Annotated in this window: 13 protein-coding genes and 1 pseudogene; 7 read left to right on the top strand and 7 right to left on the bottom strand. The window is 63.8% G+C overall.

Going from position 1 to position 23,506, the window contains the following annotated elements:
* Positions 1–2 precede the first annotated feature (2 nt).
* Entirely contained in the window at positions 3–2,045 is a 2,043-nt protein-coding gene (locus IFO71_RS05685) for a S9 family peptidase (RefSeq protein WP_192028569.1), read from the top strand.
* A gap of 651 nt (positions 2,046–2,696) precedes the next feature.
* On the opposite strand, the gene IFO71_RS05680 is transcribed toward IFO71_RS05685, so the two are convergent.
* The 3 genes from IFO71_RS05680 to trxA all read right to left on the bottom strand — a co-directional run bounded on the left by IFO71_RS05680 (position 2,697) and on the right by trxA (position 9,814).
* Complete coding sequence (locus IFO71_RS05680) at positions 2,697–4,115, bottom strand: FAD-dependent oxidoreductase (protein ID WP_192028568.1); 1,419 nt, start codon at positions 4,113–4,115, stop codon at positions 2,697–2,699.
* A gap of 261 nt (positions 4,116–4,376) precedes the next feature.
* Positions 4,377–8,843, bottom strand: a complete 4,467-nt coding sequence (gene gltB / locus IFO71_RS05675; protein WP_192028567.1) for a glutamate synthase large subunit — start codon at positions 8,841–8,843, stop codon at positions 4,377–4,379.
* A gap of 644 nt (positions 8,844–9,487) precedes the next feature.
* Positions 9,488–9,814: a thioredoxin TrxA gene (gene trxA, locus IFO71_RS05670; protein ID WP_192028566.1), complete on the bottom strand. Its 327-nt coding sequence runs from the start codon at positions 9,812–9,814 to the stop codon at positions 9,488–9,490.
* 506 nt (positions 9,815–10,320) lie between these two features.
* On the opposite strand from trxA, the pseudogene rhlB reads away from it, so the two are divergent.
* The 5 genes and pseudogenes from rhlB to IFO71_RS05645 all read left to right on the top strand — a co-directional run.
* Positions 10,321–11,841 (top strand): annotated as a pseudogene (rhlB, locus tag IFO71_RS05665) (ATP-dependent RNA helicase RhlB); the annotation flags it as partial.
* 348 nt (positions 11,842–12,189) lie between these two features.
* Positions 12,190–13,083 (top strand): type II secretion system protein GspC, encoded by an 894-nt coding sequence (gene gspC, locus IFO71_RS05660; RefSeq protein WP_192028564.1) that lies wholly within the window; start codon positions 12,190–12,192, stop codon positions 13,081–13,083.
* Between the two features lie 20 nt (positions 13,084–13,103).
* The gene (gene gspD / locus IFO71_RS05655; protein ID WP_192028563.1) at positions 13,104–15,119 is read left to right on the top strand and encodes a type II secretion system secretin GspD; all 2,016 of its coding nucleotides are present in this window, start codon (positions 13,104–13,106) and stop codon (positions 15,117–15,119) included.
* Positions 15,112–16,599 carry a type II secretion system ATPase GspE gene (gene gspE / locus IFO71_RS05650; protein ID WP_192028562.1) on the top strand — a complete coding sequence of 496 codons (1,488 nt, stop codon included), beginning with the start codon at positions 15,112–15,114 and terminating at the stop codon, positions 16,597–16,599. Before gspD ends, gspE begins: the two co-directional genes overlap by 8 nt.
* A 141-nt stretch (positions 16,600–16,740) precedes the next feature.
* Positions 16,741–17,958: an HD-GYP domain-containing protein gene (locus IFO71_RS05645; protein ID WP_192028561.1), complete on the top strand. Its 1,218-nt coding sequence runs from the start codon at positions 16,741–16,743 to the stop codon at positions 17,956–17,958.
* Positions 17,959–17,969: 11 nt separating this feature from the next.
* On the opposite strand, the gene IFO71_RS05640 is transcribed toward IFO71_RS05645, so the two are convergent.
* From IFO71_RS05640 to IFO71_RS05630, 3 genes are read right to left on the bottom strand one after another with little or no spacing between them, the layout of a single operon-like run.
* Complete coding sequence (locus IFO71_RS05640) at positions 17,970–18,470, bottom strand: hemerythrin domain-containing protein (RefSeq protein WP_192028560.1); 501 nt, start codon at positions 18,468–18,470, stop codon at positions 17,970–17,972.
* Between the two features lie 35 nt (positions 18,471–18,505).
* Positions 18,506–18,727 (bottom strand): hypothetical protein, encoded by a 222-nt coding sequence (locus IFO71_RS05635; RefSeq protein ID WP_192028559.1) that lies wholly within the window; start codon positions 18,725–18,727, stop codon positions 18,506–18,508.
* A gap of 9 nt (positions 18,728–18,736) precedes the next feature.
* The gene (locus tag IFO71_RS05630) at positions 18,737–20,020 is read right to left on the bottom strand and encodes a hypothetical protein (RefSeq protein WP_192028558.1); all 1,284 of its coding nucleotides are present in this window, start codon (positions 20,018–20,020) and stop codon (positions 18,737–18,739) included.
* 388 nt (positions 20,021–20,408) lie between these two features.
* Between IFO71_RS05630 and IFO71_RS05625 the strand changes: the two genes are divergently transcribed.
* The gene (locus IFO71_RS05625; protein WP_192028557.1) at positions 20,409–20,849 is read left to right on the top strand and encodes an outer membrane lipoprotein; all 441 of its coding nucleotides are present in this window, start codon (positions 20,409–20,411) and stop codon (positions 20,847–20,849) included.
* Between the two features lie 62 nt (positions 20,850–20,911).
* Here IFO71_RS05625 and IFO71_RS05620 read toward each other — a convergent pair whose 3' ends face one another.
* Positions 20,912–23,389: a DNA topoisomerase I gene (locus IFO71_RS05620; RefSeq protein ID WP_192028556.1), complete on the bottom strand. Its 2,478-nt coding sequence runs from the start codon at positions 23,387–23,389 to the stop codon at positions 20,912–20,914.
* Between the last annotated feature and the right edge of the window lie 117 nt (positions 23,390–23,506).

Genomic DNA, 23,506 nt, shown 5'->3' with positions numbered 1-23,506 from the left:
CGATGTGTTCAGTACATGTGCAGCGACAGCTATGCGCCCTGGTCCTGCTGTTTGCCGCAGCGCAGGCCGCAGCGAGTGATCCGATCAAACAAAGCGCCGAAGAGCTGCAGGCCGCGCGTGTAGAGGCCGAGGCGGCCGAGCGGCCGGCCTTGCTCGAACGCCACGCGCTGGAACGCGGCGGGCGCTTGGGCCAGAGCCGGCTAGCGCCGGACGGGCGACATCTGGTCTATTCGCAGCAGCAAGACGACGCCAGCGAGTTGTGGCTGCTGCGTCTGGATGCAGGCGACAAGAAAGAACCTGTGCGACGACGCCTGCTGAGCGAGGCGCGCGGCCTGAGCTTCGACTGGTCAGGCGATGGTGCCCGACTCTGGTTGGCCGACCCGTTGGGCCTGGCCGTGTTCGAGAGCCAAAGCGGACAACTTCGCCGGCTGTACAAATGGCAGAGCGAGCGCCATCCACGCTATTGGGGAGTGGATCCCCGAGCGCACGGCTACGCCCTGTTGCAGGAGAAAGTGCCAGACAAGGACGGTTGGCAGTACCGCTATCTGCGAATCGATGCCGCGGCAAACACCGAGTTGATCTGGTCAGGCGATCAGTCCTTACGTGGCGTGTTGCTTGATGCCGCAGGCGAGCTGCGCTTCAGTGCCGGCTATGAGGGCGTCGACTACGACACGGTGGTGCGTCGTCATCAGCCCGAGCGCAGCGAGGAATTGCTGCGCTGCCGCGGCTCGGAGCGATGTATGTTGAGCGCCAGCACAGCCGATTTCAGCGTGCTTTGGGTGGTCAGCCAGCAAGGCGACGACCGCTCCTCGCTGCGCCGCTGGCAGGCCGGGCGCTGGACCCTCGAACATCAGGATCCAGCGGGCATTGCCGATGTCGCCGCCGCGCTGCACGCAGCCGACGGTGAGTGGCGGGCGCTTGCTTATCATCCGGCTCGACGGATCTGGCACGCACGCGACCCCGAGATGGCGCACCGCCTGCAGCGCTGGCAGCGGCAGATTGGGCGCGCCAACCTGAGCATCGAGGCCAGTGCCGACGGTCGGACCTGGCTGCTGCGCGCCGCCCGCGCCGACTGGCCACAGGACAAGCTCTTCCTGTATCGACAAGGCGAGCCGCAACTGCAGCCGCTGCTGCCAGAACTGGCAGCTGCAGTGGATCTGCAGGCTAAAGCTCTGGTCGATGCCATTCCGCTGCATTATCCAGCAAGCGATGGCCGCTTGCTGCACGGCTATGTTTACCTGCCACGCGGCCTGCCGCTGGGCCAAGCCGGTCTGATCGCCATGATCCATGGCGGCCCGTTCAACCGTGACCGTGATCGCTTCGATCCCTACGTGCAATTGCTGGTCAATCGCGGCCATATCGTGTTCCAGCCCAACTTTCGTGGATCGACTGGCTATGGGCAGCGCTACCTGCATTCGGCCGAGGGCGAGTTCGGCAACGGCCGCGTACTGGCCGACATCATCGAGGGCATGGACTATCTGCTCGCCCAGGGAATCGGCGACGCCGGCAAACAGGCGGTGATGGGACACAGTTTCGGTGGCTACGCCAGCCTGCTGGCGGTCAGTCATCACCCGCAGCGGTTTCGCTTCGCCTATGCCAGTGCCGCGCCGGTGGATATGGGCTGGGTGATGACCGGGATCGGCCGCGAAGACAGCGGCGGCTTACCCGAAGACGGCCCGCCGGCCGAGATCCATTTGCGCCACTACGGGTTGCACGACAGCGCCGAACATGCCGAACGACTGCGTCAGGATGCCCCGCTCAAGCATCTGGATAAGCTGCAAGCCGACGTTCTGCTCTGGGCCGGCGCCCGCGACGATCGCGTGCCACTTAACAGCATCGTCCGCTACGCCGCGGGGCTGAAACAGGCCGGCAAACCGGTCAGCCTGCTGATCGACCCCGAGGCCGGTCACGGCCCCGACAACAAGCTCAGCGCCGAAGCCCTGATCTACCTCGCCGAACGCGCCGCCCAGCAACACCTGGGCGGCCGCCTGCAAGCGCCCTCGCCCGAACTTAGCCAATTCCTCAACCGCCATAGCAAGTTGTAGGGAGGATCTTCGGGTCGCCGCCACGCTGGCTGAGCTTGTCGAAGCCAGCCGACCCAGCACTGCAACCTCAATGCTCGCGTGGACACCTTCAGGGCTCGCTTCGCTGAGGCACCCTTCGACAAGCTCAGGGTGCGTCAAGGCGATTCCATCGCTACCGCCCTCGGACTCTTATCCGCCTTTCGGGCTGTCTCTCAGTGCGAACAGGGCAAGCCATCGTCCGCTTCGGGTACGGGTCGCCGCCACGCTGGCTGAGCTTGTCGAAGCCAGCCGACCCAGCACTGCAACCTCAATGCTCGCGTGGTCACCTTCAGGGCTCGCTTCGGTGAGGCACCCTTCGACAAGCTCAGGGTGCGTCAAGGCGATTCCATCGCTACCGCCCTCGGACTCTTAATCGCCCTTCGGGCGGTCTCTCAATGCGAATAGGGCAGGCCATCGTCCGCTTCGGGTACGGGTCGCCGCCACGCTGGCTGAGCTTGTCGAAGCCAGCCGACCCAGCACTGCAACCTCAATGTTCGCGTGGTCACCTTCAGGGCTCGCTTAGGTGAGGCACCCTTCGACGGGCTCAGGGTGCGTCAAGGCGATTCCATCGCTACAGCCCTCGGACTCTCACCCGCCCTTCGGTCCGTTTCGGGTCGACAGCAGCCGTGCGAACTACCGCAACAGCATCCGCGCAATCGCATTCCCCGCCTCGCGGCCATCATGCACCGCGGTGACCACCAGATCGGCGCCGCGCACGTTGTCGCCGCCGGCAAAGATTTTCGGGTTGCTGGTCTGGTAGGGCAGGCCGGGGCCGAGTTTGATCCGGCCGTCGCTCTCCAGTGCAACGCCATGTTCAGCGAGCCAGCTGGCGGGGCTGGGGCGGAAGCCGAAGGCGAGGATGACGATGTCGGCGGCGAGTTCCGATTCGCTGCCCGGCACGGTCTCGGCGGCCTGGCGGCCGTTGGCGTCCGGGGCGCCGAGTCGGGTTTCGACCACGCTGACGGCGCCGACCTGGCCTGAGCCGCCATTGCTGTTCCGCGGGCGGATCGACAGCGGCTGGCGATTGAACAGGAACTCAACGCCCTCGTCCTTGGCGTTCTTCACTTCGCGCCGTGAGCCGGGCATGTTGGCTTCGTCGCGGCGGTAGGCGCAGGTGACGCTGGCCGCGCCCAGCCGCACCGAGGTACGCACACAGTCCATCGCGGTGTCGCCACCGCCCAGTACCACCACCCGCTTGCCTTTCAGATCCAGTAGCGGGTCGTTGGCATCGCCACTGCCGAGCAGGCGGCGGGCATTGGCAATCAGGAAGGGCAGGGCCAGGGTGACACCCTGCAGATCACGGCCGGTCAGGCCGCCATCCAGCGAGGTGTAGGCGCCGGTGCCGGCGAACACGGCATCGTAGTCGCGCTGCAGATCGGCGAACGCAATGTCACGACCAATCTCGGTGTTCAGGTGGAACAAGACGCCCATCGACTCCAGCACCTGGCGACGGGTGGCGATGACTTCCTTTTCCAGCTTGAACGGCGGGATGCCAAAGGTCAGCAGACCGCCGATTTCCTCGTAGCGATCGAACACATGAGCTTCGATGCCGCGCCGCACCAGGCGGTCGGCGCAGGACAGGCCGGCCGGGCCGGCACCGATAATGGCGACCCGCTTGCCGGTCTTCTTCACTGCCGATAGATCCGGCCGCCAGCCGGCACGGAAGGCCTCATCGACGATGTATTTCTCCACCGCGCCGATGGTCACCGCACCAAACCCATCGTTAAGGGTGCAGTCGCCCTCGCAGAGGCGGTCCTGCGGGCAGACCCGGCCGCAGACCTCGGGCAGTGGATTGGTCTCATGCGCCAGCGTCGCCGCTTCAAACAGGCGCCCTTCCTGCACCAGCTTCAACCAGTTCGGGATGTAGTTGTGGACCGGACACTTCCATTCGCAGTACGGATTGCCGCAGTCCAGACAACGGGCAGACTGCTCTGCGGCACCGGTCTGCTCGAACTGGCCATAGATTTCCTGCCATCCGGCCAGACGCACCGCCACCGGCAACTCGCGCGGCATCTTGCGGGGCAGGTCGAGGAATTGGAAATGCTTAGACATGTGGAGGCCGGGATTCTGAAGAGCCGAGATTCGGGATTCGGGATTCGGCAAGAGCGAAGCGCGGCTTCGATTCGGGCGCGTCAATGCCCATAGGGTGCGCCTTGGCGCACCGTTGCAGCGTTGCAATCTTGCGGCGTTGGTGAACCGGAGCGGGGCGACGGTGCGCCAAGGCGCACCCTATGATTGGCGATCGGAGCGATTCGGAGCGTTCGCCCGCTGTTCCGAATCCCGAATCTCGAATCTCGAATCCCGGCTTCACCATCATGCCGCCCTCCGCAGCGAATCCACCAGGGACGCCAGGCTGGCCGCCTTCGGCTTCACCAGCCAGAACTTGTTGACGTAGTCGCGGAATTCGCTGACCAGGAGCTGGCCCCAGGCGCTGCCGGTTTCCTGAACATGGCGTTGGATCAGGTCACGCAGATGATGGATATAGTGCTCCATGCCTTCGGGCTTCATCCGGGTGATGTCGACAAGTTCGTGGTTGTAGCGATCGACGAAGTCGCGTTCGGTATCGAGCACATAGGCGAAGCCGCCGGTGAAGCCGGCGCCGAAGTTGAGGCCGGTGCGGCCGAGCACCGCCACCACGCCGCCGGTCATGTACTCGCAGCAATGGTCGCCGGCGCCCTCGATGACCGCGGTGGCGCCGGAGTTGCGCACCGCGAAGCGCTCGCCGGCGCGGCCGGCGGCAAACAGTTCGCCGCCGGTGGCGCCGTACAGGCAGGCATTGCCCATGATCGCCGCTTCCCTCGCTTCAAACCGAGAGTTAAGCGGGGGGGCGACTACGATGCGGCCGCCGGCCATGCCCTTGCCGACGCCGTCATTGGCATCGCCTTCCAGATACAGATGCAGGCCGCCGGCATTCCAGGCGCCGAAACTCTGCCCCGCTGCGCCGGTGAAACGGGCGGTGATGGGGGCTTCGCTCATGCCGAGGTTGCCCCAGCGCTGGGCAATCGCGCCGGAGACGCGGGCGCCCACCGAACGATCATGGTTGTGGATGGGATAGTAGAACTCGCCGCCATTCTGCGACTCGATGGCCTCGGCCATATCCTCCAGCATGCGGCCATTCAGCGCGCCGGAGTCGCGTGGCGGGTTGCGCGCATCGATGCAGTAGTTCGAGCTGCTGGTGGCGAGTCCGGCATTCGACAGCAACGGGCTGAGGTCCAGTTTGTGCTGTCTGGGCGTGGTGCCGGGCAATAGTTCCAGCAGATCGGTGCGACCGATGATGTCCGCCAAACTCGCTACACCGAGTTCCGCCAGCCAGTGACGCACCTCTTCGGCCAGCAGGCGGAAGAAGTTCATCGCCCGCTCCGGCAGGCCGGTGAAGTGGGCCTCGCGCAGCCGCTCATCCTGAGTCGCGACGCCGGTGGCACAATTGTTCAGATGGCAAATGCGCAGATACTTGCAGCCCAGCGCAATCATCGGCGCGGTACCGAAGCCGAAGCTTTCGGCGCCGAGGATGGCGCCCTTGATCACATCGAGCCCGGTCTTGAAGCCGCCGTCGACCTGTAGCCGCACCTTCTGCCTTAGATCATTGATGCGCAGGGTCTGGTGCGCTTCTGAAAGCCCGAGTTCCCAGGGCGTGCCGGCGTAACGGATCGAGGACACCGGGCTGGCGCCGGTGCCGCCGTCGTGACCGGAAATGGTGATCAGATCCGCATAACACTTGGCTACACCCGCCGCAATGGTGCCCACGCCAGCATGGCTGACCAGCTTCACCGAGACCAGGGCCTGTGGATTGATCTGCTTCAGATCGAAGATCAGCTGAGCCAGGTCTTCGATTGAGTAGATATCGTGATGCGGCGGTGGGCTGATCAGGCCGATGCCTGGCTTGGCATAGCGCAGCCGGGCAATCAGCGCATTGACCTTGTGCCCCGGTAGCTGGCCGCCTTCGCCAGGTTTGGCGCCCTGGGCCACCTTGATCTGCAGCACTTCGGCATTCATCAGATACTCGGGGGTGACCCCAAAGCGGCCCGAGGCGACCTGCTTGATCTTCGAGCTTTTCTCGGTGCCATAGCGCAGTGGATCTTCGCCGCCTTCACCGGAATTGCTGCGCCCACCGAGTCGATTCATGGCGATCGCCAGCGCTTCGTGCGCTTCCGGCGACAGCGCGCCAAGGCTCATGCCGGCTGAATCAAAGCGCGGCAAAATGGCCTCGATCGGTTCCACATCATCGAGTTTCAGCGCCGCGCCACGCGGCTTCAGCTTCATCAGATCGCGCAGGGCCGAGGGTGGTCGGCCATTGACGTGGTCGGCATAGGCTTTCCAGTCGGCCCAGTCGCCGGTCTTGACCGCACGTTGCAGGCCTTGCACCACCTGCGGGTTGTACATGTGGTACTCGCCGCCATGCATGAATTTCAGCAGGCCGCCGGGGTCCAGTGGGGCCACCGAGTCGGAGGCCTGCGAGGCCAGGATGGCGGCGTCTTCCTGCAGATCATCGAAGGAGGCGCCGCCGATGCGCGAAGGCGTGTCGCGGAAGCAAAGGTCGACCACGTCCGGCGCCAGACCGACGATCTCGAACAGCTGCGCACCGCGGTAGCTGGAGATCGAGCTAATGCCCATCTTCGACAGGATCTTCAGCAGGCCTTTCTTGATCCCACGCCGGTAACTGCGGCCGATTTCGCTTTGCTCGCCCTCGTGGTTCTTGATCAGTCCATTGCGGCCCATATCGAACAGGGTTTGATAGGCCAGATACGGATACACCGCGGTGGCGCCAAAGCCGAGCAGGCAGGCGAAATGATGCGGATCGCGGGCAGTGCCGGTTTCGATGATCAGGTTGCAGTCGCAACGCAGGCCGGTATCGACCAGGTGTCGATGCACGGCGCCGGTGGCGAGCAGGGCATGCACGGCCAGCATGCTGTCGGTCGGCGGATAGCGATCGGACAGCAGAATCACCGCGGCGCCATCGCGCACCGCCTGTTCGGCCTGTGCCTGGATGCGCCGAATCGCCGCTTCCAGGCCTTCCTCGGCGCGGAAATACAGCTCGATTCGCACGTGGGCGTGGGCCAGTTCATCCGAGGCCAGGATCTGCCGCAACTTGCGCTGGGAGAGAATCGGCGAGTTAAGCAGGATCTGCTTGGCGTTTTCCGGCGTGGTCTCGAAGATATTGCGCTCGCGACCGATCTGAGTGACCAGACTCATCACCACCTGTTCGCGCAGCGGGTCGATTGGCGGGTTGGTGACCTGGGCAAAGGCCTGGCGGAACGCATCGTACAGCGGACGCACGTGACTGGACAGCACGGCGGCTGGAATATCGTCGCCCATCGAGCCGACCGCTTCGGCCTCGGTCTCGGCCAACACACGCAGCACCGACTCGCGTTCTTCCCGGGTCAGCTGAAAGCGCTTCTGGAAGCGCTTCAGGGTGTCCGGATCGAATGGTTCGGCGGCCAGTGCCGGATCGATCAGTTCAGTCGAAATGTACTGAACGCCTGACTTCAGCCAGCGCTTGTAGGGCGCGCGCACGGCATTGATCCTGTCGATGGCGCGCGAGTCGAGCAACTCGCCGCGGTATAGATCCACGGCCATCATCTCGCCGGGGCCGAGCCGGCCCTTGGCCACCACGCGATCGGTCGGGCAATCCCAGACCCCGGTTTCCGAGGCCACGGTGAAATGGTTGTCGGCCGACAGCAGCCAGCGCGCCGGACGCAGGCCGTTGCGATCCAAGGTGCAGCCGGCATAGCGTCCATCCATGAACACGATACCGGCCGGCCCGTCCCAGGGCTCCGAGTGCAAAGCGTAGTATTCGTAAAATGCCGCCAGATCCGGGTCCATCTGCTCCAACGAATGGGCTGCCGGTGGAATCAGGATGCGCAGCGCCTGCAGCATGTCCATGCCGCCGGCAATCAGTACTTCAAGCGCGTTGTCCAGGCTTTGCGAATCAGAGCCCGATAGGCTGACCAGGGGGTTAAGTCCGCGCAGGTCGACCAGTGGCGAGCGCCACTTGGCACTGCGCGCCTGCATCCAGTTGCGATTGCCCTGGATGGTATTGATCTCGCCGTTATGCGCCAGCAAACGGAACGGCTGGGCCAGCTTCCATTGCGGCGAAGTATTGGTGGAGAAGCGCTGATGGAACAGCACCGCGCAGGAGGTCAGATCTTCGCGCGCCAAATCGGGATAGAAATCCGGCAGGTGCTCGGGCATCACCATGCCCTTGAAACCGATCACATAGGCCGACAGGCTGATGACATAGAACTCGGGCAGGTCGGCCAGCCGCTGTTCGGCGCGTCGGCGGGCCAGGAACAGGGCGCGATCAAGACCCGGGGTATCCAGCGGCGGGCTGCCCGTGACGAACACCTGCATCGCCTGCGGCAGGGTGGCGCGGGCAGTTTCGCCGCAGACCTCGGGACGGGTCGGCAGCTGTCGCCAACCAGCGACTTTAACCTCTAGTTTCGCCAGCTCCTCTTCCAGCACGTCGCGGCAGCGCGCAGCCTGCTCGCCATCGCGCGGTAGAAACAGATTGCCGGCGGCAAACACGCCGCCGAGGCGATAGCGCGATTTATCGGCCACCGCACGCAGATAGGCTTCGGGACGATGAATCAGCAAGCCGCAGCCATCGCCGGTGATGCCATCGGCGGCAACTGCACCGCGATGGTTGAGGCGCGCCAACGCCGACACCGCGGTCTCGACCAGCCAACGGCTGGCCTTGGAATCGATTTGCGCGATCAGCCCAAAGCCGCAGCTGTCGTGCTCGAATCGCGGGTCGTAAAGACCCCGCACTTGCCCATCGCTCATGCGTCCTCCTGGCCCTCCCAGGGTCGCACCGCGTCTCCAGCACCCTGCGTCGTCGACTTCGCGTCAGATGACGTCCCCTGGCGCCCCGTGCGCCGCGAGCTCAATGAGTCGTGGCGGTGCGCTGTCCGCCCGGCAACCTGCCGTGCGGCCCGCTCGTCTCACCTGGATAGGGTGTGCTGGAGGGGTGCCCGATCGACTAAAGCACAATTGTTGCGCCGCCGCAATGCGCATTCGTATGGCATTTGGTTATAAGTCGGCGGATGGCGCAGGTCCCGGCAAAAACGTCTGTTGAATCAGCCGGTTAGTTTGTTTCTGCGGCAACTTTTTTGCACCCGATTCGAGCGAAGGATGACCCGATGCAGCGCCAAGCCGGCGGTGGCGGCCGATTCACTGCACCGCCGCGGTGCCTGTCGAACGGTTTTCCGGGAATCAAACACGTACGTGTTTGGTGCCCGCACGCGCCGTCCGTGGCGCGCAAAACCAGGCGGCTGAAATGAGTCTCAGCAGCCTGTTAATCTGCCGCTGGACGCGGCGGGGAGAGGCTCAAGACCGGAGCGGTATCGCCTCGAATTCAGTCGGTCGCGATAATCAGCGTTCGACGAATCACCCATCACGAATTTCGAATCACGGCTCTCAGTGCGCGTTCAAATCGCGCCATCGATCAGTTTTTCCAGCTGCGCTTTCGACAGGGTGCCGCGGTGGGTGGCCTGGACCTGACCATTGACGAACACCATCAGAGTGGGAATGCCGCGCACCGAGTAGCTGAGCGGGGTTTTCGGGTTTTCCTGGACGTCCAGTTTTGCCACTTTCAGCTTGCCGGCATACGTCTGGGCGATGTCATCGACGATCGGTGCGATCATCTTGCAGGGGCCGCACCATTCGGCCCAGAAATCGACCAGCACGGGCTCCTTCGACTGCAGGACCTGGCTGTCGAAATCGGCGTCTTTGACGTTCATCACATGCTCGCTCACGGGCGTACTCCTTGAAGACCTTGGCATTTTCAGGCCGCGTGACAGCGGCATGGGCTACACTTGGGGGTGACCCGGCGCTGGATCAAGCACTCGGCCGGGTCAGGAAGGGGCAGTGTGCGGGCAGAACCGGCAGGCGATCAAGCCGAGGCCGAGCCGCTGCGCTGACCTGAAACCAGCATGTCTGAGCCCGTGTCCATGCGACGTCGTGACCGCCGCAAAACCGCTGCAACCCGCGCATTTATTGGCTCAGCGCCTGATCTTCAGAAACCAGGGAGGCGCCTAGTTGTGTCGCCACGGGTGCATTGGCAGGCTGCTGAGACTTGTCTCAGCGGCCTGGGGCGCCATGGACAGCGCAGACGGGAACCAGGCAGGCTAAGTGCTTGATTCCCGGCAAAGGTGGCGCGGCTTAGCCGCGACCGTTTTGCGCCGGAAAACTCCAGGATGGAGGCTCCGGCAACCAGTTACAGAGTGCTCGAACAGGGGTTCGGGCGCTCTCAGGAAACCTAATGAGCGATAAACCTTTAACCGATATTCCGTTTTCCAATTTCGAGATGGCGCCGGTCCTGCTGACCGGTCTCGAGGCCGCCGGCTTCAGTCGCTGCACGCCGATTCAGGCCCTGACCCTGCCGCACGCGCTGGCTGGCCGTGACGTCGCCGGCCAGGCCCAGACCGGCACCGGCAAGACCCTGGCCTTCCTGGTCGCGGTGCTGAATCGACTGCTGACCCGGCCGGCGCTGGCCGAGCGCAAGCCGGAAGACCCGCGCGCCCTGATCCTGGCCCCGACCCGTGAGCTGGCGATCCAGATCCACAAGGATGCGCTGAAGTTCGGCTCCAGCCTGGGCCTGAAGTTTGCCCTGATCTACGGTGGCGTTGACTACGACAAGCAGCGCGCCCTGTTGCAGGAAGGGGCCGATGTGATCATCGCCACCCCGGGCCGCCTGATCGATTACGTCAAGCAGCACAAGGTGGTCTCGCTGCATGCCTGCGAGATGTGTGTGTTGGACGAGGCCGATCGGATGTTCGATCTCGGCTTCATCAAGGATCTGCGCTTCCTGCTGCGACGCATGCCCGAGCGCACCACCCGGCAGACCTTGTTGTTCTCGGCCACCCTCAGCCATCGCGTGCTGGAGCTGGCCTACGAGCATATGAACGAGCCGGAGAAACTGGTGGTCGAAACAGAGTCGATCACCGCGGCCCGAGTGCGTCAGGTGGTGTACTTCCCGGCCAATGACGAAAAACTGCCGTTGTTGCTGGGCCTGCTGTCGCGCAGCGAGGGCAGTCGCACCATGGTGTTCGTCAACACCAAGGCCTTCGTCGAGAAGGTTGCGCGGGCCCTGGAAAGAGCCGGCTACTGGGTGGGTGTGCTGTCCGGCGATGTGCCGCAGAAGAAGCGCGAAACCCTGCTGAAGCGCTTCCAAGCCGGCCAGCTGGAGATTCTGGTCGCCACCGATGTTGCCGCCCGCGGTCTGCACATCGACGGCGTCAGTCATGTGTACAACTACGACCTTCCGTTCGATGCCGAGGACTATGTGCATCGCATTGGTCGCACCGCGCGACTCGGCGCCGAAGGCGATGCGATCAGTTTCGCCTGCGAAATGTATGCCATGAGCCTGCCGGACATCGAGACCTATATCGAACAGAAGATTCCGGTCGAGCAGGTCAGTCCGGAGTTATTGCAGGCGCTGCCGCGACCGACACGTGAACGGCCAGCTGATGCCGAAGGCGAGAGCATTGGTCAGCTGTTCCGCGAGGCGCGCGAAGAACAGCGCGCCAAGGATGCCCGTCATGGTGGTCGCGACGGCAAGCGCGAGGGTCGGCGCGATGGCAAGCGGGCCGATCGTGACGGCGATAGCCGCCAGCGTCGTCCGCGCCCCAAGCGTTCTGAAGGCGAGCTTGAAGCCAAGCCCGGGCCGACGGGGGAGGCCGCGCCGACCGCGACGCAGCCCACCGCCCAGGCCCCGCTGGCTGACGTGGGTGAACAGCGCAAACGCCGTCGCCGGCGCCGCAAACCGCGAGGCGAGCGGGCAGAGTTGCCAGCCAATGCGCAGTCGACAGCGGCAGACAAGCCAGTTGTTGAGAGCACGCCGGCGCTCGGTCTGCTGGCGCGGATCAAGAACCGTCTGCGCGATCTGATCAAGAGACCGCCACGCGGTCAGCACTGAGTGCTTAGACTGGCCGCGGCACCCGCGGCCATGGTGCGCCAAAAAGTCAACGAGACTCTTCGGCTTTACAGGCTGCTGAAACACTCATTCCAGCGGCCTGATTTTGCACGCCACCGACGGCGCGCGCCGAAAACCTCCTGGATGGAGGTCTTTCAGCCGCCTGTTAACTCTCGAACCTGTTAGAGTTCAGCAACTTCTTTTCACCGACGCAGGATGCAGGCCGCCACCTCGTTCAATCCAGAGTTGTTGCGATCGACCTGGTGGCCGCGTCTGGTCATCTTCGGCGTCGCTGCCTTCGCCCTCTGGACCTTGGTGAAGATCGCCGTGCTGTTGCTCGGCGGCCCTGATCTGCCGCCCCCGGTGTCGGCCGGCCCAGCGCCGATTTCGCGCGCACCGACCAGCTCGGTGCCCTTGGCGCAGTGGCATCTGTTCGGCAACGCCGGCGCGGCGCCCGATCTGGCTCGGCTGGTGCAAACGGCGCCGGAAACACCGCTGCGGCTGAGTCTGCGCGGCACCTTGAACATCGATGCGACCGACGGCGGCATGGCCATCATTGCCGATGAGCAGGGCAAGGAAGCGGCCTACCGGGTCGGCGATAGCGTGCCCGGTGAAGCCACCCTGACCGCGATCTACGCCGGCCGCGTACTGCTGTCGCGCGCCGGTCGCGATGAGGGTTTGAGCCTGCGCCCTGACCTTGGCGCGGCAGCCAGTGATAGCGATCCGAACCGCCGGGCTGCCTTGCCCGGTCAGCGTCCGACCAATGCCCCCGGCTTCGTCAATCCACAGCTCAGTTTCGGCGCGCCCAGCCTGGAAACCCTGCGCGCCCGTACCGGCACCGACATCGCCGAGCTGGCTAAGCAGGTCAATGTGCTGCCGGTGGTGGAGAACGGCCGTTTTGCCGGAGTTCGCCTCAATGTTGGGCGCGACTCGGACATCCTGGTGCGTACCGGCATTCGCTCGACCGATATCATCACCGCGGTCAACGGCATCCCGCTCGACGGCCCGCATCGGCAGGCCGAATTGCTCAACGCGCTGCGCGATGCGCGGCAACTCACTCTGACCGTTCGACGCGACGGTCAAACCCAAACCCTGGCGGTCGGGCTATGACCCCGGTTGCGGAGAAGCGCATGTCCTTCCGAACAATCAGTTTCACCTGCTTGCTGGTGCTTGCGGGCGCTGTCGCCGCGCAGCAGACCGAACAGATCACGCCCTACGTGCCGCAGGCACCGCTGGAGCTCGACAAGAAGCACACCTTGAACCTCAAGGATGCCGATATCGGCGTGTTGATCCAGACGGTCAGCGAGATCACCGGCAAGAGCTTCATCATCGACCCGCGGGTCGAGGGCAAGGTGACGGTGATCTCCAGCCGGCCGATGGGCAAGGATGAGCTGTACGAGACCTTCCAGTCAGTGCTGCGCGTGCATGGATTCGCCGCGGTGCCGGCCGGGGCACAGATGGTGAAGATTCTGCCGGAAGCGGTGGCGGTGCAGGATGGCGGTACGGCGGCGGTGCCGGTATCCGGTAAGGATGAACTGGTCACCCGGCTGTTGCCGGTCAAGCATGTCTCAGCCAAGAGTCTGGTCGAACTGCTGCGCCCCTTGATGCCGCAGCAGGGCCACATGACGGCACATGAGAACAGCAACTCACTGCTGGTCACCGATCGCGCCGGCAATATCGACCGCCTGGCCACCATCGTCTCGCGTATCGATACGGCCTCCGACGCCGATGTCGAAGTGATCGCCTTGCAGCATGCCTCGGCCGCTGAAGTAGCGCGCACGTTGTCCAGTCTGGAAGCGGGTGCTGGCAGTACGCCATTGTTGCAGGGCGGCCTGAAGCTGGTCGCCGATGAGCGCACCAACTCGGTGTTATTGTCCGGCGACAAGGCGCAGCGACTGCGCTATCGCACCCTGGTGGCCCATCTCGACACGCCACTGTCGACCGGCGAGAACACCCAGGTGATCTATCTGCGCTATGCCAAGGCGGCCGACATGGTGCCGATCCTGGAGGGCGTGGCAGCTACCTTGACCGGCACCGCGGTGAAGACCGATGGCGTCAAGCCGGTCACCATCCAGGTCCACGAGGAAACCAATGCCCTGGTGCTGACCTGTGCACCGACCGTGTTTCGCGAGCTGTCGGCGGTGGTGCGGTCGCTGGATGTGCGTCGTGCCCAGGTGCTGATCGAGGCGGTGGTGGTGGAGGTCAGTGACGATCTGGCCGACGAACTCGGCATTCAGTGGCAGACCACCAATTACGACGGTGGCGAGAACGAGTCCGGCATCATTGGCGGCACCAATTTCCCGACCGGTGCCAATGGCGCAGGGGGTATTGTCGGTGCCATCCAGGATCCCACCTCGGCGCTGAGCAACGGCCTCAACCTTGGCTATATTGGCGGCACCTTCTCGCTGCCGGGCGTTGACGGTCCACTGTTCCAGGTCGGCGCCCTGGTTCGCGCCCTGCGCGGCGATGGTCGGGCCAATGTGCTGTCGAATCCGAGTGTGGTGACCCTCGATCATCAGGAAGCCGAGATCAAGGTGGTACAGACCGTGCCCTTCATTACTGGCCAGTACACCAATGCCAGCACAGGTGGCGGCAACGGCGGCGGCATTAACAACCCGTTTCAGACGGTGGAACGCGAAGATGTGGGTGTGATCCTCACGGTCACTCCGCACGTCAATGAAGGTGACGCCGTGCGGCTGGATCTGCGCCAGGAAGTATCGGCGCTGGCTGCCCAGGTGACCGGTGCGGTCGACCTGATCACCAACAAGCGTGAGCTGAAGACCAGTGTGCTGGTGCCCGACGGTGGCTTGCTGGTGCTGGGCGGTTTGCGCTCGGAAGAAACCCGCGAGAGCGTGCAGGGCGTGCCCGGCATCTCCCGCGTGCCCCTGCTCGGCAACCTGTTCAAGTCGCGCCGGTCGAGCAAGCAGAAGCTCAATCTGATGATCTTCATGCGTCCACGCATTCTGCGTGATGCCGCCGCCGAGCTGGCCGTATCCAGTGAGAAATACAACTACCTGCGCAGTGAACAGCTGCGCATGCGTGAGAACAAGGAGCTGAAGTACAACGGCGAACACCAGCCGCTGTTGCCCGAGCTGTCTGAGCTCGACGTTGCGCCGCCGGTCGAGACTGAGGGTGTGCGTGACTGAAGTCGCTCTTCCCAGCCGGCCCAGCTTTGGTTTTGCCAAGCGCAACGGCGCAGCGCTGATCCGCTTCCACGAAGGCCAGGCCGAGATTGCCTGCCGGGTCGACGTGCGCCCCGAAGTGTTGGCCGAGCTGCGCCGTCACTGCGGCCGCCCGCTGACCCTGCAGTATCTGGAGCCGACGGCCTACGATCGGTTGCTGCGGGAGTTGTATGAGTCGGGCACCGACGACGCCCGCAGCATGGCCGCCGACCTCGACGAGCAGGTCGATCTGGCGCAGATCGCCGAGGCCTTGCCCGAGCCCGAAGATCTGCTGGAAAGCGAAGACGACGCGCCGATCATCCGCCTGATCAATGCCCTGCTCACCGAGGCGGTGAAAGAGAATGCCTCGGATATCCATATCGAGCCGTTCGAGAATCGCCTGGTGGTGCGCTTCCGCGTTGACGGCGTGCTGCGCGAAGTGCTGACGCCGCAGCGCGGCATCGCCCAGCCGGTGGTGTCGCGGTTGAAGGTGATGGCTAAGCTCGATATCGCCGAAAAGCGACTGCCGCAGGATGGCCGGATTGGTCTGCGCATTGCCGGTCGCCCGGTTGATGTGCGTGTCTCGACCATCCCCGCCGGACACGGTGAGCGTGTGGTGCTGCGTCTGCTTGACAAGCAGGCCGGGCGGCTTGATCTTTCCCAACTCGGCATGGGTGAGCAAATCCTCGGCGGCATCGATTCATTGATCCATCGGCCGCACGGCATCGTCCTGGTCACCGGCCCGACCGGCAGCGGCAAGACCACCACCTTGTACGCGGCACTGACTCGGCTCAATGACGCCACCCGCAACATCCTCACGGTGGAAGATCCGATCGAGTACTACCTCGACGGCATCGGTCAGACCCAGGTCAATCCGCGCGTCGATATGACCTTTGCTCGTGGTCTGCGCGCCATCCTGCGCCAGGATCCGGACGTGGTGATGGTGGGCGAAATCCGCGACCTGGAAACCGCCGAGATCGCGGTCCAAGCCTCGCTGACCGGCCACCTGGTGCTGTCGACCCTGCACACCAATTCAGCGGTGGGAGCGGTGACCCGTTTGCGCGATATGGGCATCGAACCCTTCCTGCTCAGCTCCTCCCTGCTCGGCGTGCTGGCGCAGCGACTGGTGCGGGTGCTCGACCCGGAAACCCGCGAGGCCTATCAGCCCAGCGCCCTGGATTGCGCCGCGTTCGGCAAACAGCTGAGTGCGGATCTGCAGCTCTACCGGCCTGGCTCGCAAGCGGCGGGACGCGGCGGCGGCTACCGCGGGCGCACCGGCCTCTATGAGCTGGTGATGGTCGACGAAGCGATGCGCGAGGCGATCCACGCCGGGCGTGGCGAGGCCGACATGCTGAAGCTGGCCCGGCGACGCACGCCGGCCATGATCGATGACGGCTGGAGCAAGCTGCTGGCCGGAATCACCTCGGTCGACGAGGTGCTGCGAGTGACCCGCGACGACAGTTGAGCTTGGCCTGACGGACGATCTTCCTGGCCCCCGCCGTTTCTGCCCTGGCGCGCGACTGTGACGCCCCCCGCGACTTGCGATTCTGCTGACTTCTCGCTCACGCCGGCGTGGTATTTTTTCTCTACCCAGGCCGGTGAGCCCATGATCCGCAAGATTGCCAGCGAACGATTGCGTCCAGGCATGTACATCCACGAGCTGGGTGGCAGCTGGATGTCGCATCCGTTCTGGCGCAGTCGTTTCGAGATTCGCAGCGACGAGGATGTGCAACGGATCCTTGATGCCGGCATTGATGAGGTCTATATCGATACCGAGCGCGGGATCGATGATCGGCTGGCCGTCGACGCCGAAGAAGTGCGGGAGCAGCTAGTTAAGGAAATGGTGGCAGTGGTGCCGTTGGCCAAGCCACGGGAGTCATGGGAGCCGATTCCGGTCAGTGCCGAGCTGCGACGTGCGCGCGAGGTGCATGGTCAGGCGCACCGCGCCGTGCACGATGTGATGCGCGATGTGCGCATGGGGCGGGCGATTCAGACCGGTGCAGTGAGCGAGGTAGTGGAAACCATCACCGGCTCGATCATGCGCAGCCCAAGCGCCCTGATTGGTATGGTCGGACTGAAAGACAAGGACAACTACACCTTTCTGCACAGCGTCAGCGTTGGCACCTTGATGATTGCCTTCGGTCGCACCTTGGGCATGGAAGGCGAGACCCTGCACGAGCTGGGCATGGGTGGGCTGTTGCACGATGTCGGCAAGATGAAGGTGCCGAACGAGGTGCTCAACAAGCCCGGTCGGCTTAGCGACGCCGAGTTTGAGATTATCAAGCGGCACCCCGTTGATGGTCACCAGGTGCTGGTCGAAACCGGTGGCCTCGGCGATATTCCGCTTGATATCACCCGCCACCATCACGAACGCAAGGATGGTTCGGGTTATCCCGATCGGCAGAAAGAAGATGAGATCAGCCGCTTTGCCAGGATGGCGGCGATTGTCGATGTCTACGATGCCATTACCGCCGATCGCTGCTACCACAAGGCGATGGAGCCAACCGAGGCGTTAAGAAAGATGTGGGAGTGGAGTGCCCAGCAGTTCGATCGTGAGCTGCTGCAGGTGTTCATGAAGTGCATCGGGATCTACCCGATCGGCTCGCTGGTGCGGCTGGAATCCGGTCTGATTGGGGTGGTGGTGGAGCAGAATCCCGGTAGCCTGCTCACGCCGAAGGTGAAGACGGTCTATCACAGCAAGTCGATGCGTCATGTCACCCCGGCCATCGTTGATCTCAGTCAGGCCGCCGACAAGATCGCCTCAACCGAAGCGGCCGGTCGCTGGCCGGTCGACCCGGCCTTGCATATCCGCGGCGAGGCCTGAGCGGCGCGGCCTCAGGCCGGCAGCTCGGGCTGCAACAGCATGTGTTGCAGGCCGGTTTCGCGTTGGTAATCATGCGCAAGCTGCACCCGCTGTTGCGCTGAGATGTGTTCGCCCAGCAGGCAGAAGATCGCATGCTCTTCTTCTTCCTGATGGGCTTCGATCTCGCGACTCAGGGCCTGCACCGCCCGCGCCCAGGCGGTGGGCGAGGCCCGCTCGGACAACATCCACAGCTCACGCAGCAGTTGGTTGATATAGCGGTGTTCGTCGATGCTGCATAGCACAGCCAGTTCGCCGGCCTCCTGCTCGCGCAGGGTGGCGTACAGGGTTGCGCGTTCAGCAGCGGCATGCACGCTTAGCCAGTGGCCCAGCTCAAGCGCGCCCTGTTGCCGCTCGGGCAGGCTCAGGTTCGGCCGGGACAGGGCCTGCAGCCACTCGCGCTGGCGTGCGTGGTCGTCACGCACCAGCTCGAACAGATCGAGTTCGGCGGCGAAAAAGCGGTATCCAGGCTGCATCAGTGGTGATACTCCCATCGCCTGCGAGTTGAAAGTCACGGTCGTCGTGAGGCCAGTCCGCCCACCACCAGCACGCCACCGGCGAACAACAGGCCATAACCGACCCAGTCGGCCGGCGAGCGTTCCTGTTTGACCGATAGCTCGGCATCGCCGATCCGCACCAGTTCCTTGTCTTCCTGCCAACTTAGCTTGCCGATCAGACTCAGGATGCCGAGCAGGATCAACAGCACGCCGGGAAGCAGATATCGCATACGCATGTCATTCTCCTATCGCGCCTTGTGGGTCGGGCTGGGCGGGGCGCCGGCGCAGCCGACCTCGCTCTGCACTGATTTCAGGGCGCCGGTACGGTCGGCCAGGCCGGCAAAAGTCAGATTCGTCCAGTCATCAAAGTCGTGCAGCATCGAGAACGTGCCGCTACAACCGCCGGTAGGATTGAGGTCGTATTCGAGCTGTTCGTCGAGCGTGCCGTCACCGTTCCAGTCGACCGGCTGCGCGCCGCATACACCTGCGGTTTCACTGAGTTCCGACTCATTCAGTAGCACGCGAGCGCCAATCGAGAAGTCATCGCCCAGCGGATCCCCTTGGGCATCGCAGTCATGGTCAATGCCGGCAAACTGGTAGCGGTAGTTCATCAGCGAGTTGTAGTTGGGCTTGTGGTTGCACCATTCAAAGCCACCGTGCAGCAGTCCCAGCAGGTGGCCGAGTTCGTGGGCCATGGTGCGGGCCAGGTAATCGTCATTGTTGAAGCACTGCAGGGCGACGATGGCGTCATCACCCACCACTTCGGCATAGCCGCTGCTGAACGAGCCGCCGTTGTACTGATGCGGCAGCATCACATAGCGGAAGTAGCCCAGCCGGGCCGGATCGAAATTGGCCTGTTTGATTTCATAGAAGGTGGCATCGAGCGCGCCTGGTAACACCGGATGATAGCCGTCGATGCGATTGCCGCCCTGATACAGCCCACCTTGACCGTAGTCCTGCACCAGATGGATGCCGAAGCTGCCGTCGGGGTTTTGTACTGGTGCACTGGCAAACATGTCGGCCAGGCGCTCGATTGCGGCGACGGTTGGGCGTTGGCTGTGTGGCCCGCAGGAATAGTCGGACTCGAACCAGTCGTATTCGAGCAGAATGTCGCGGCGTAACGGGCTGACACCCATCGCCGGCAGGTCGAGACCGGTTTCGCTGCCCAGCACTTCCTCGCCGTCCAGCAGGCCATCGCTGTCGCTGTCGGGATTGTCCGGGTCGGTGCCGGTATCGCTAATGTCGATGAAATGACCTGTTAGGGTTTCGACACAGTCGGCCAGACCATCGCTATCACGGTCTTCCAGGCAGGGGTTAGGCGATTCGAAGCCACCGTCGGAAAAGACGCGGTCGGTCAGCGCCTTGCTCGGACCCACCGGCTGGCCCTGGCTGCGCAGGATGCTTTGCCGTTGCAGGAAGGCGCGGCCTGCCTCGGTCTGCTGCCAATCGGCGGCAGACCCCGTTGGCGCAGTGCATAGGCCGAGCACGACCAATCCGAGTCCCAATAACATCGGGTTGCGCTGAGACATACGAGGCTCCAGACGAGCGGCGAATGGGTTGCTTCTCGGCGAGCAACCGGCATGCCAAGGCAACCGTGCAAGCCAGATTGCGGCCTCAATTCAACGGTTTAGCGATGCCGATTTAGGCTGGGCTCAGAGATGTCGAGGCCGGCCCGATTGCAATCTGCATGGCCAGGGTGTGCGTCGATGCACGCGCGCATTGCAGATCGCAGACTGCGCTATGCCCTGCGCAGAGGGCGTTCAAGCTGCATGAAGTTTTGGCAATTTGCATGCTCAGGACGGTGGCTGCCTGAGTTGACGACGGCCCCAGCGTGCGTGGTTGAGCCATTTTGGCGCTTTGGGAGAACTTGGTATGGCACTTGCTTCGCCGTTACCGACCCGGATTACGGAGATCAGCATGAATCGCAACGCCCTCCTCCTTAGCGCATTGTTTAGTTTTGCCCTGGTTGGTTGTGCATCTTCCGGCGGCTACGGCTATGCCGGTGGCAGTCACTACAGCCGTTGTGTCAATTGCGGCGTGGTGGAAGACATCGAGTTGGTGGCGCACGGTAGCGGCCGTACCAGCGGCGGTGGTGCCGTGCTGGGGGCCATCGTCGGTGGTGTGATAGGCAATCAGGTCGGCAGTGGCAGTGGCCGCAAGGCAGCCACGGCGGCCGGTGCCATTGCTGGCGGCATCGCCGGCAACAAGATCGAACGCGAGCGCAATCAGCGCGATCTGTATGCGGTGTTCGTGCGGATGGATGACGGCCGCCGGCTGGTGTTCGAGCAACACCAGCGGGGTGGCTTGTATGAAGGTGCGCGGGTGCAGATCCGCAATGGTGTGGCCTACCGCTTGTAGCCTGGCCTTATGCCTGCACTGACGCCAGCGAGCCGGGGCACGGCGCGCTGGCGTGTTGTGCTTCACTCAGCGGGCTTGCTGGCTTTCTTGGTCGCGGCCTTCTTAACTGCTTTCTTCGCTGGCGAAGTCTTGCTTGCCGCCTTCTTGGCGGCTTTCTTGGCCGAGGCCTTTTTCACGCCGGTTTTCTTTGCCGCGGCCTTTTTTGCCGGCGCCTTTTTGGCGGCGGATTTCTTGCCAAAGCGACCGCGGGCCGGGCGCTCGGGGGCATTGGCAATGATCTCCTCGCATTCGGCCAGGCTCAGACTGGCCGGTTCGCGATCCTTCGGGATCTTGCCGTTGCGGTTGCCGTCGGTGATGTACGGGCCGTAGCGACCGTTGAGGATCTGGATCTCGCTGCCTTCGAAGGTCTTGATCGTGCGGTTGGCGATGAGCTGCTGTTTCTCGCGGATCCGCTCCACGGCGGTGGCGAAGTCGATGGTGTAGGGGTCGTCTTCTTTCTTTAGCGAAGCGTACAGGCTGCCCCGTTTGACGAATGGACCGAAGCGGCCGATCGCGACACTGACGCTTTCACCCTCATCTTCACCCAGGGTGCGTGGCAGCTTGAACAGCTCCAGCGCTTCGGCTAGGGCGATGGTATGCATGCTCTGGCCGGGGCGTAGGCTGGCGAACTTGGGCTTTTCCTCGTCGTCGGCGGTGCCGATCTGGGCGAACGGTCCATAGCGGCCAAGCCGTACGCTGACCGGCTTGCCGCTGGCCGGGTCGGTGCCCAGCTCGCGGGCGCCGGTGGCTTCACTGCGGTCGACCGACTCGGCCTTGTCGTCGACCAGGGCCTTGAACGGCTTCCAGAACCGCTCCATCAGCGGCTGCCATTCCTCCTCGCCGCGACTCACCGCGTCGAGCTCGTCTTCGAGCTTGGCGGTGAAGTCGTAGTCGACGTACTGGGTGAAATGGCTGGATAAGAACTTGGCGACCGCCCGGCCGACGTCGGTGGGGCGAAAGCGGCGACTGTCGAGGTACACATAGTCGCGATTCAGCAGCACCTGGATGATGCTGGCATAGGTGCTGGGGCGGCCGATGCCATGCTCTTCCAGTGCCTTGACCAGACTGGCCTCGGAATAGCGCGGCGGCGGCTCGGTGAAGTGCTGCTTGATCTCGACTCCGCCGAGATTGATCTTCTCGCCTTTGCGCAGGGTTGGCAGCTTGCGGCCTTCGTCATCGTCGTCGGCGCCCTTCTGGTCCTTGCCTTCTTCGTACACCGCCAGAAAGCCGGGGTCGATCACCGTGGTGCCGGTGGCGCGGAAGGCATGATCACTGCCAGCAGCCAGTTCCACCGATACCGTGTTGAGGGTGGCGTGGATCATCTGGCAGGCGACCGCGCGCTTCCAGATCAGCTCGTACAGGCGCAGCGAATCCGGGTCGAGAAAGCTGGCGACGGACTTGGGTGTGCGCAAGGCCGAAGTGGGGCGGATTGCCTCATGCGCTTCCTGGGCATTCTTCGACTTGGTCTTGTAGACATTGGCCTGGGCCGGCAGAGCATGCTGGCCGAATTCGCGCAGGATGGTGTCGCGCAATTCGGCCACCGCCTCCTGCGACAGATGGGTCGAGTCGGTACGCATGTAGCTGATCAGGCCGACCGTGCCTTCGCCGCCCAGGGCCACGCCTTCGTACAGCTTCTGTGCCAGGCGCATGGTGCGGCTGGTCGAGAAGCCGAGCTTGCGCGCCGCTTCCTGCTGCAGGGTCGAGGTGATGAACGGTGGCGCCGGCCGGCGCTTGCGCTCCTTTGACTGCACATCGCTGACCAGCAGCTGGCCGCCGGCGGCACGCAGCAGGCGCTCGCGCGCCTTTTCCGCGCTGTCGCCATCGGTGATGGTGAACTGCTCGAACTTGGCTCCGTCGAGTTTCACCAGGCGGGCGCTGAACGGTTGGCTGGGGTGCTGGCAGTCGGCTTCGACCGACCAGTACTCGCGGGCGACGAAGGCTTCGATCTCCTCCTCGCGCTCGACGATCATCCGCAGCGCCGGGCTTTGCACGCGGCCAGCCGACAGGCCGCGCTGCACCTTGCGCCACAGCACCGGCGACAGATTGAAGCCGACCAGATAGTCCAGGGCGCGGCGCGCCTGCTGAGCGTTGACCAGGTCGCTGGAGACCACGCGCGGCGAGGCCATCGCCTCCTTGATGGCGCGTGGGGTGATTTCACTGAACACCACCCGGCGCAGCGGCTTGTCCTTCAGCAGGCCGCGTTCCTTCAAAATCTCGGCGATGTGCCAGCTGATGGCCTCGCCCTCGCGATCCGGGTCGGTGGCCAGATACAGCGCATCAGCATCGCGGGCCGCCTTGGCGATAGCGTCGACGTGGCGCTCGTTCTTGTCGATCAGGCTGTAATTCATGGCGAAGCCGTTGTCCGGATCGACCGCGCCTTCTTTCGGCACCAAGTCGCGAACGTGGCCATACGAGGCCAGTACCTGGAAATCCTTGCCCAGATACTTGTTGATGGTCTTCGCCTTGGCAGGCGATTCCACGATCAAAAGGTTTTTTGGCATGCGTGCCTCTGCCCGCGTAGTGGTGATAACGGCACCGGCCCCTCTCCCCAGGGGCTGGCCCGTTCCTTAATTCAGTGGAAACACAGGGGCTGAAGAGCTGTCAAGCAAGAAAGCCGA

This window comes from Pseudomarimonas arenosa (assembly GCF_014841215.1).
GTDB classification, from domain to species: Bacteria; Pseudomonadota; Gammaproteobacteria; order Xanthomonadales; family Xanthomonadaceae; genus Pseudomarimonas; species Pseudomarimonas arenosa.
The sequence above is the reverse complement of the archived record's forward strand: the minus strand, read 5'-3'. Positions and strand labels throughout refer to the sequence as shown.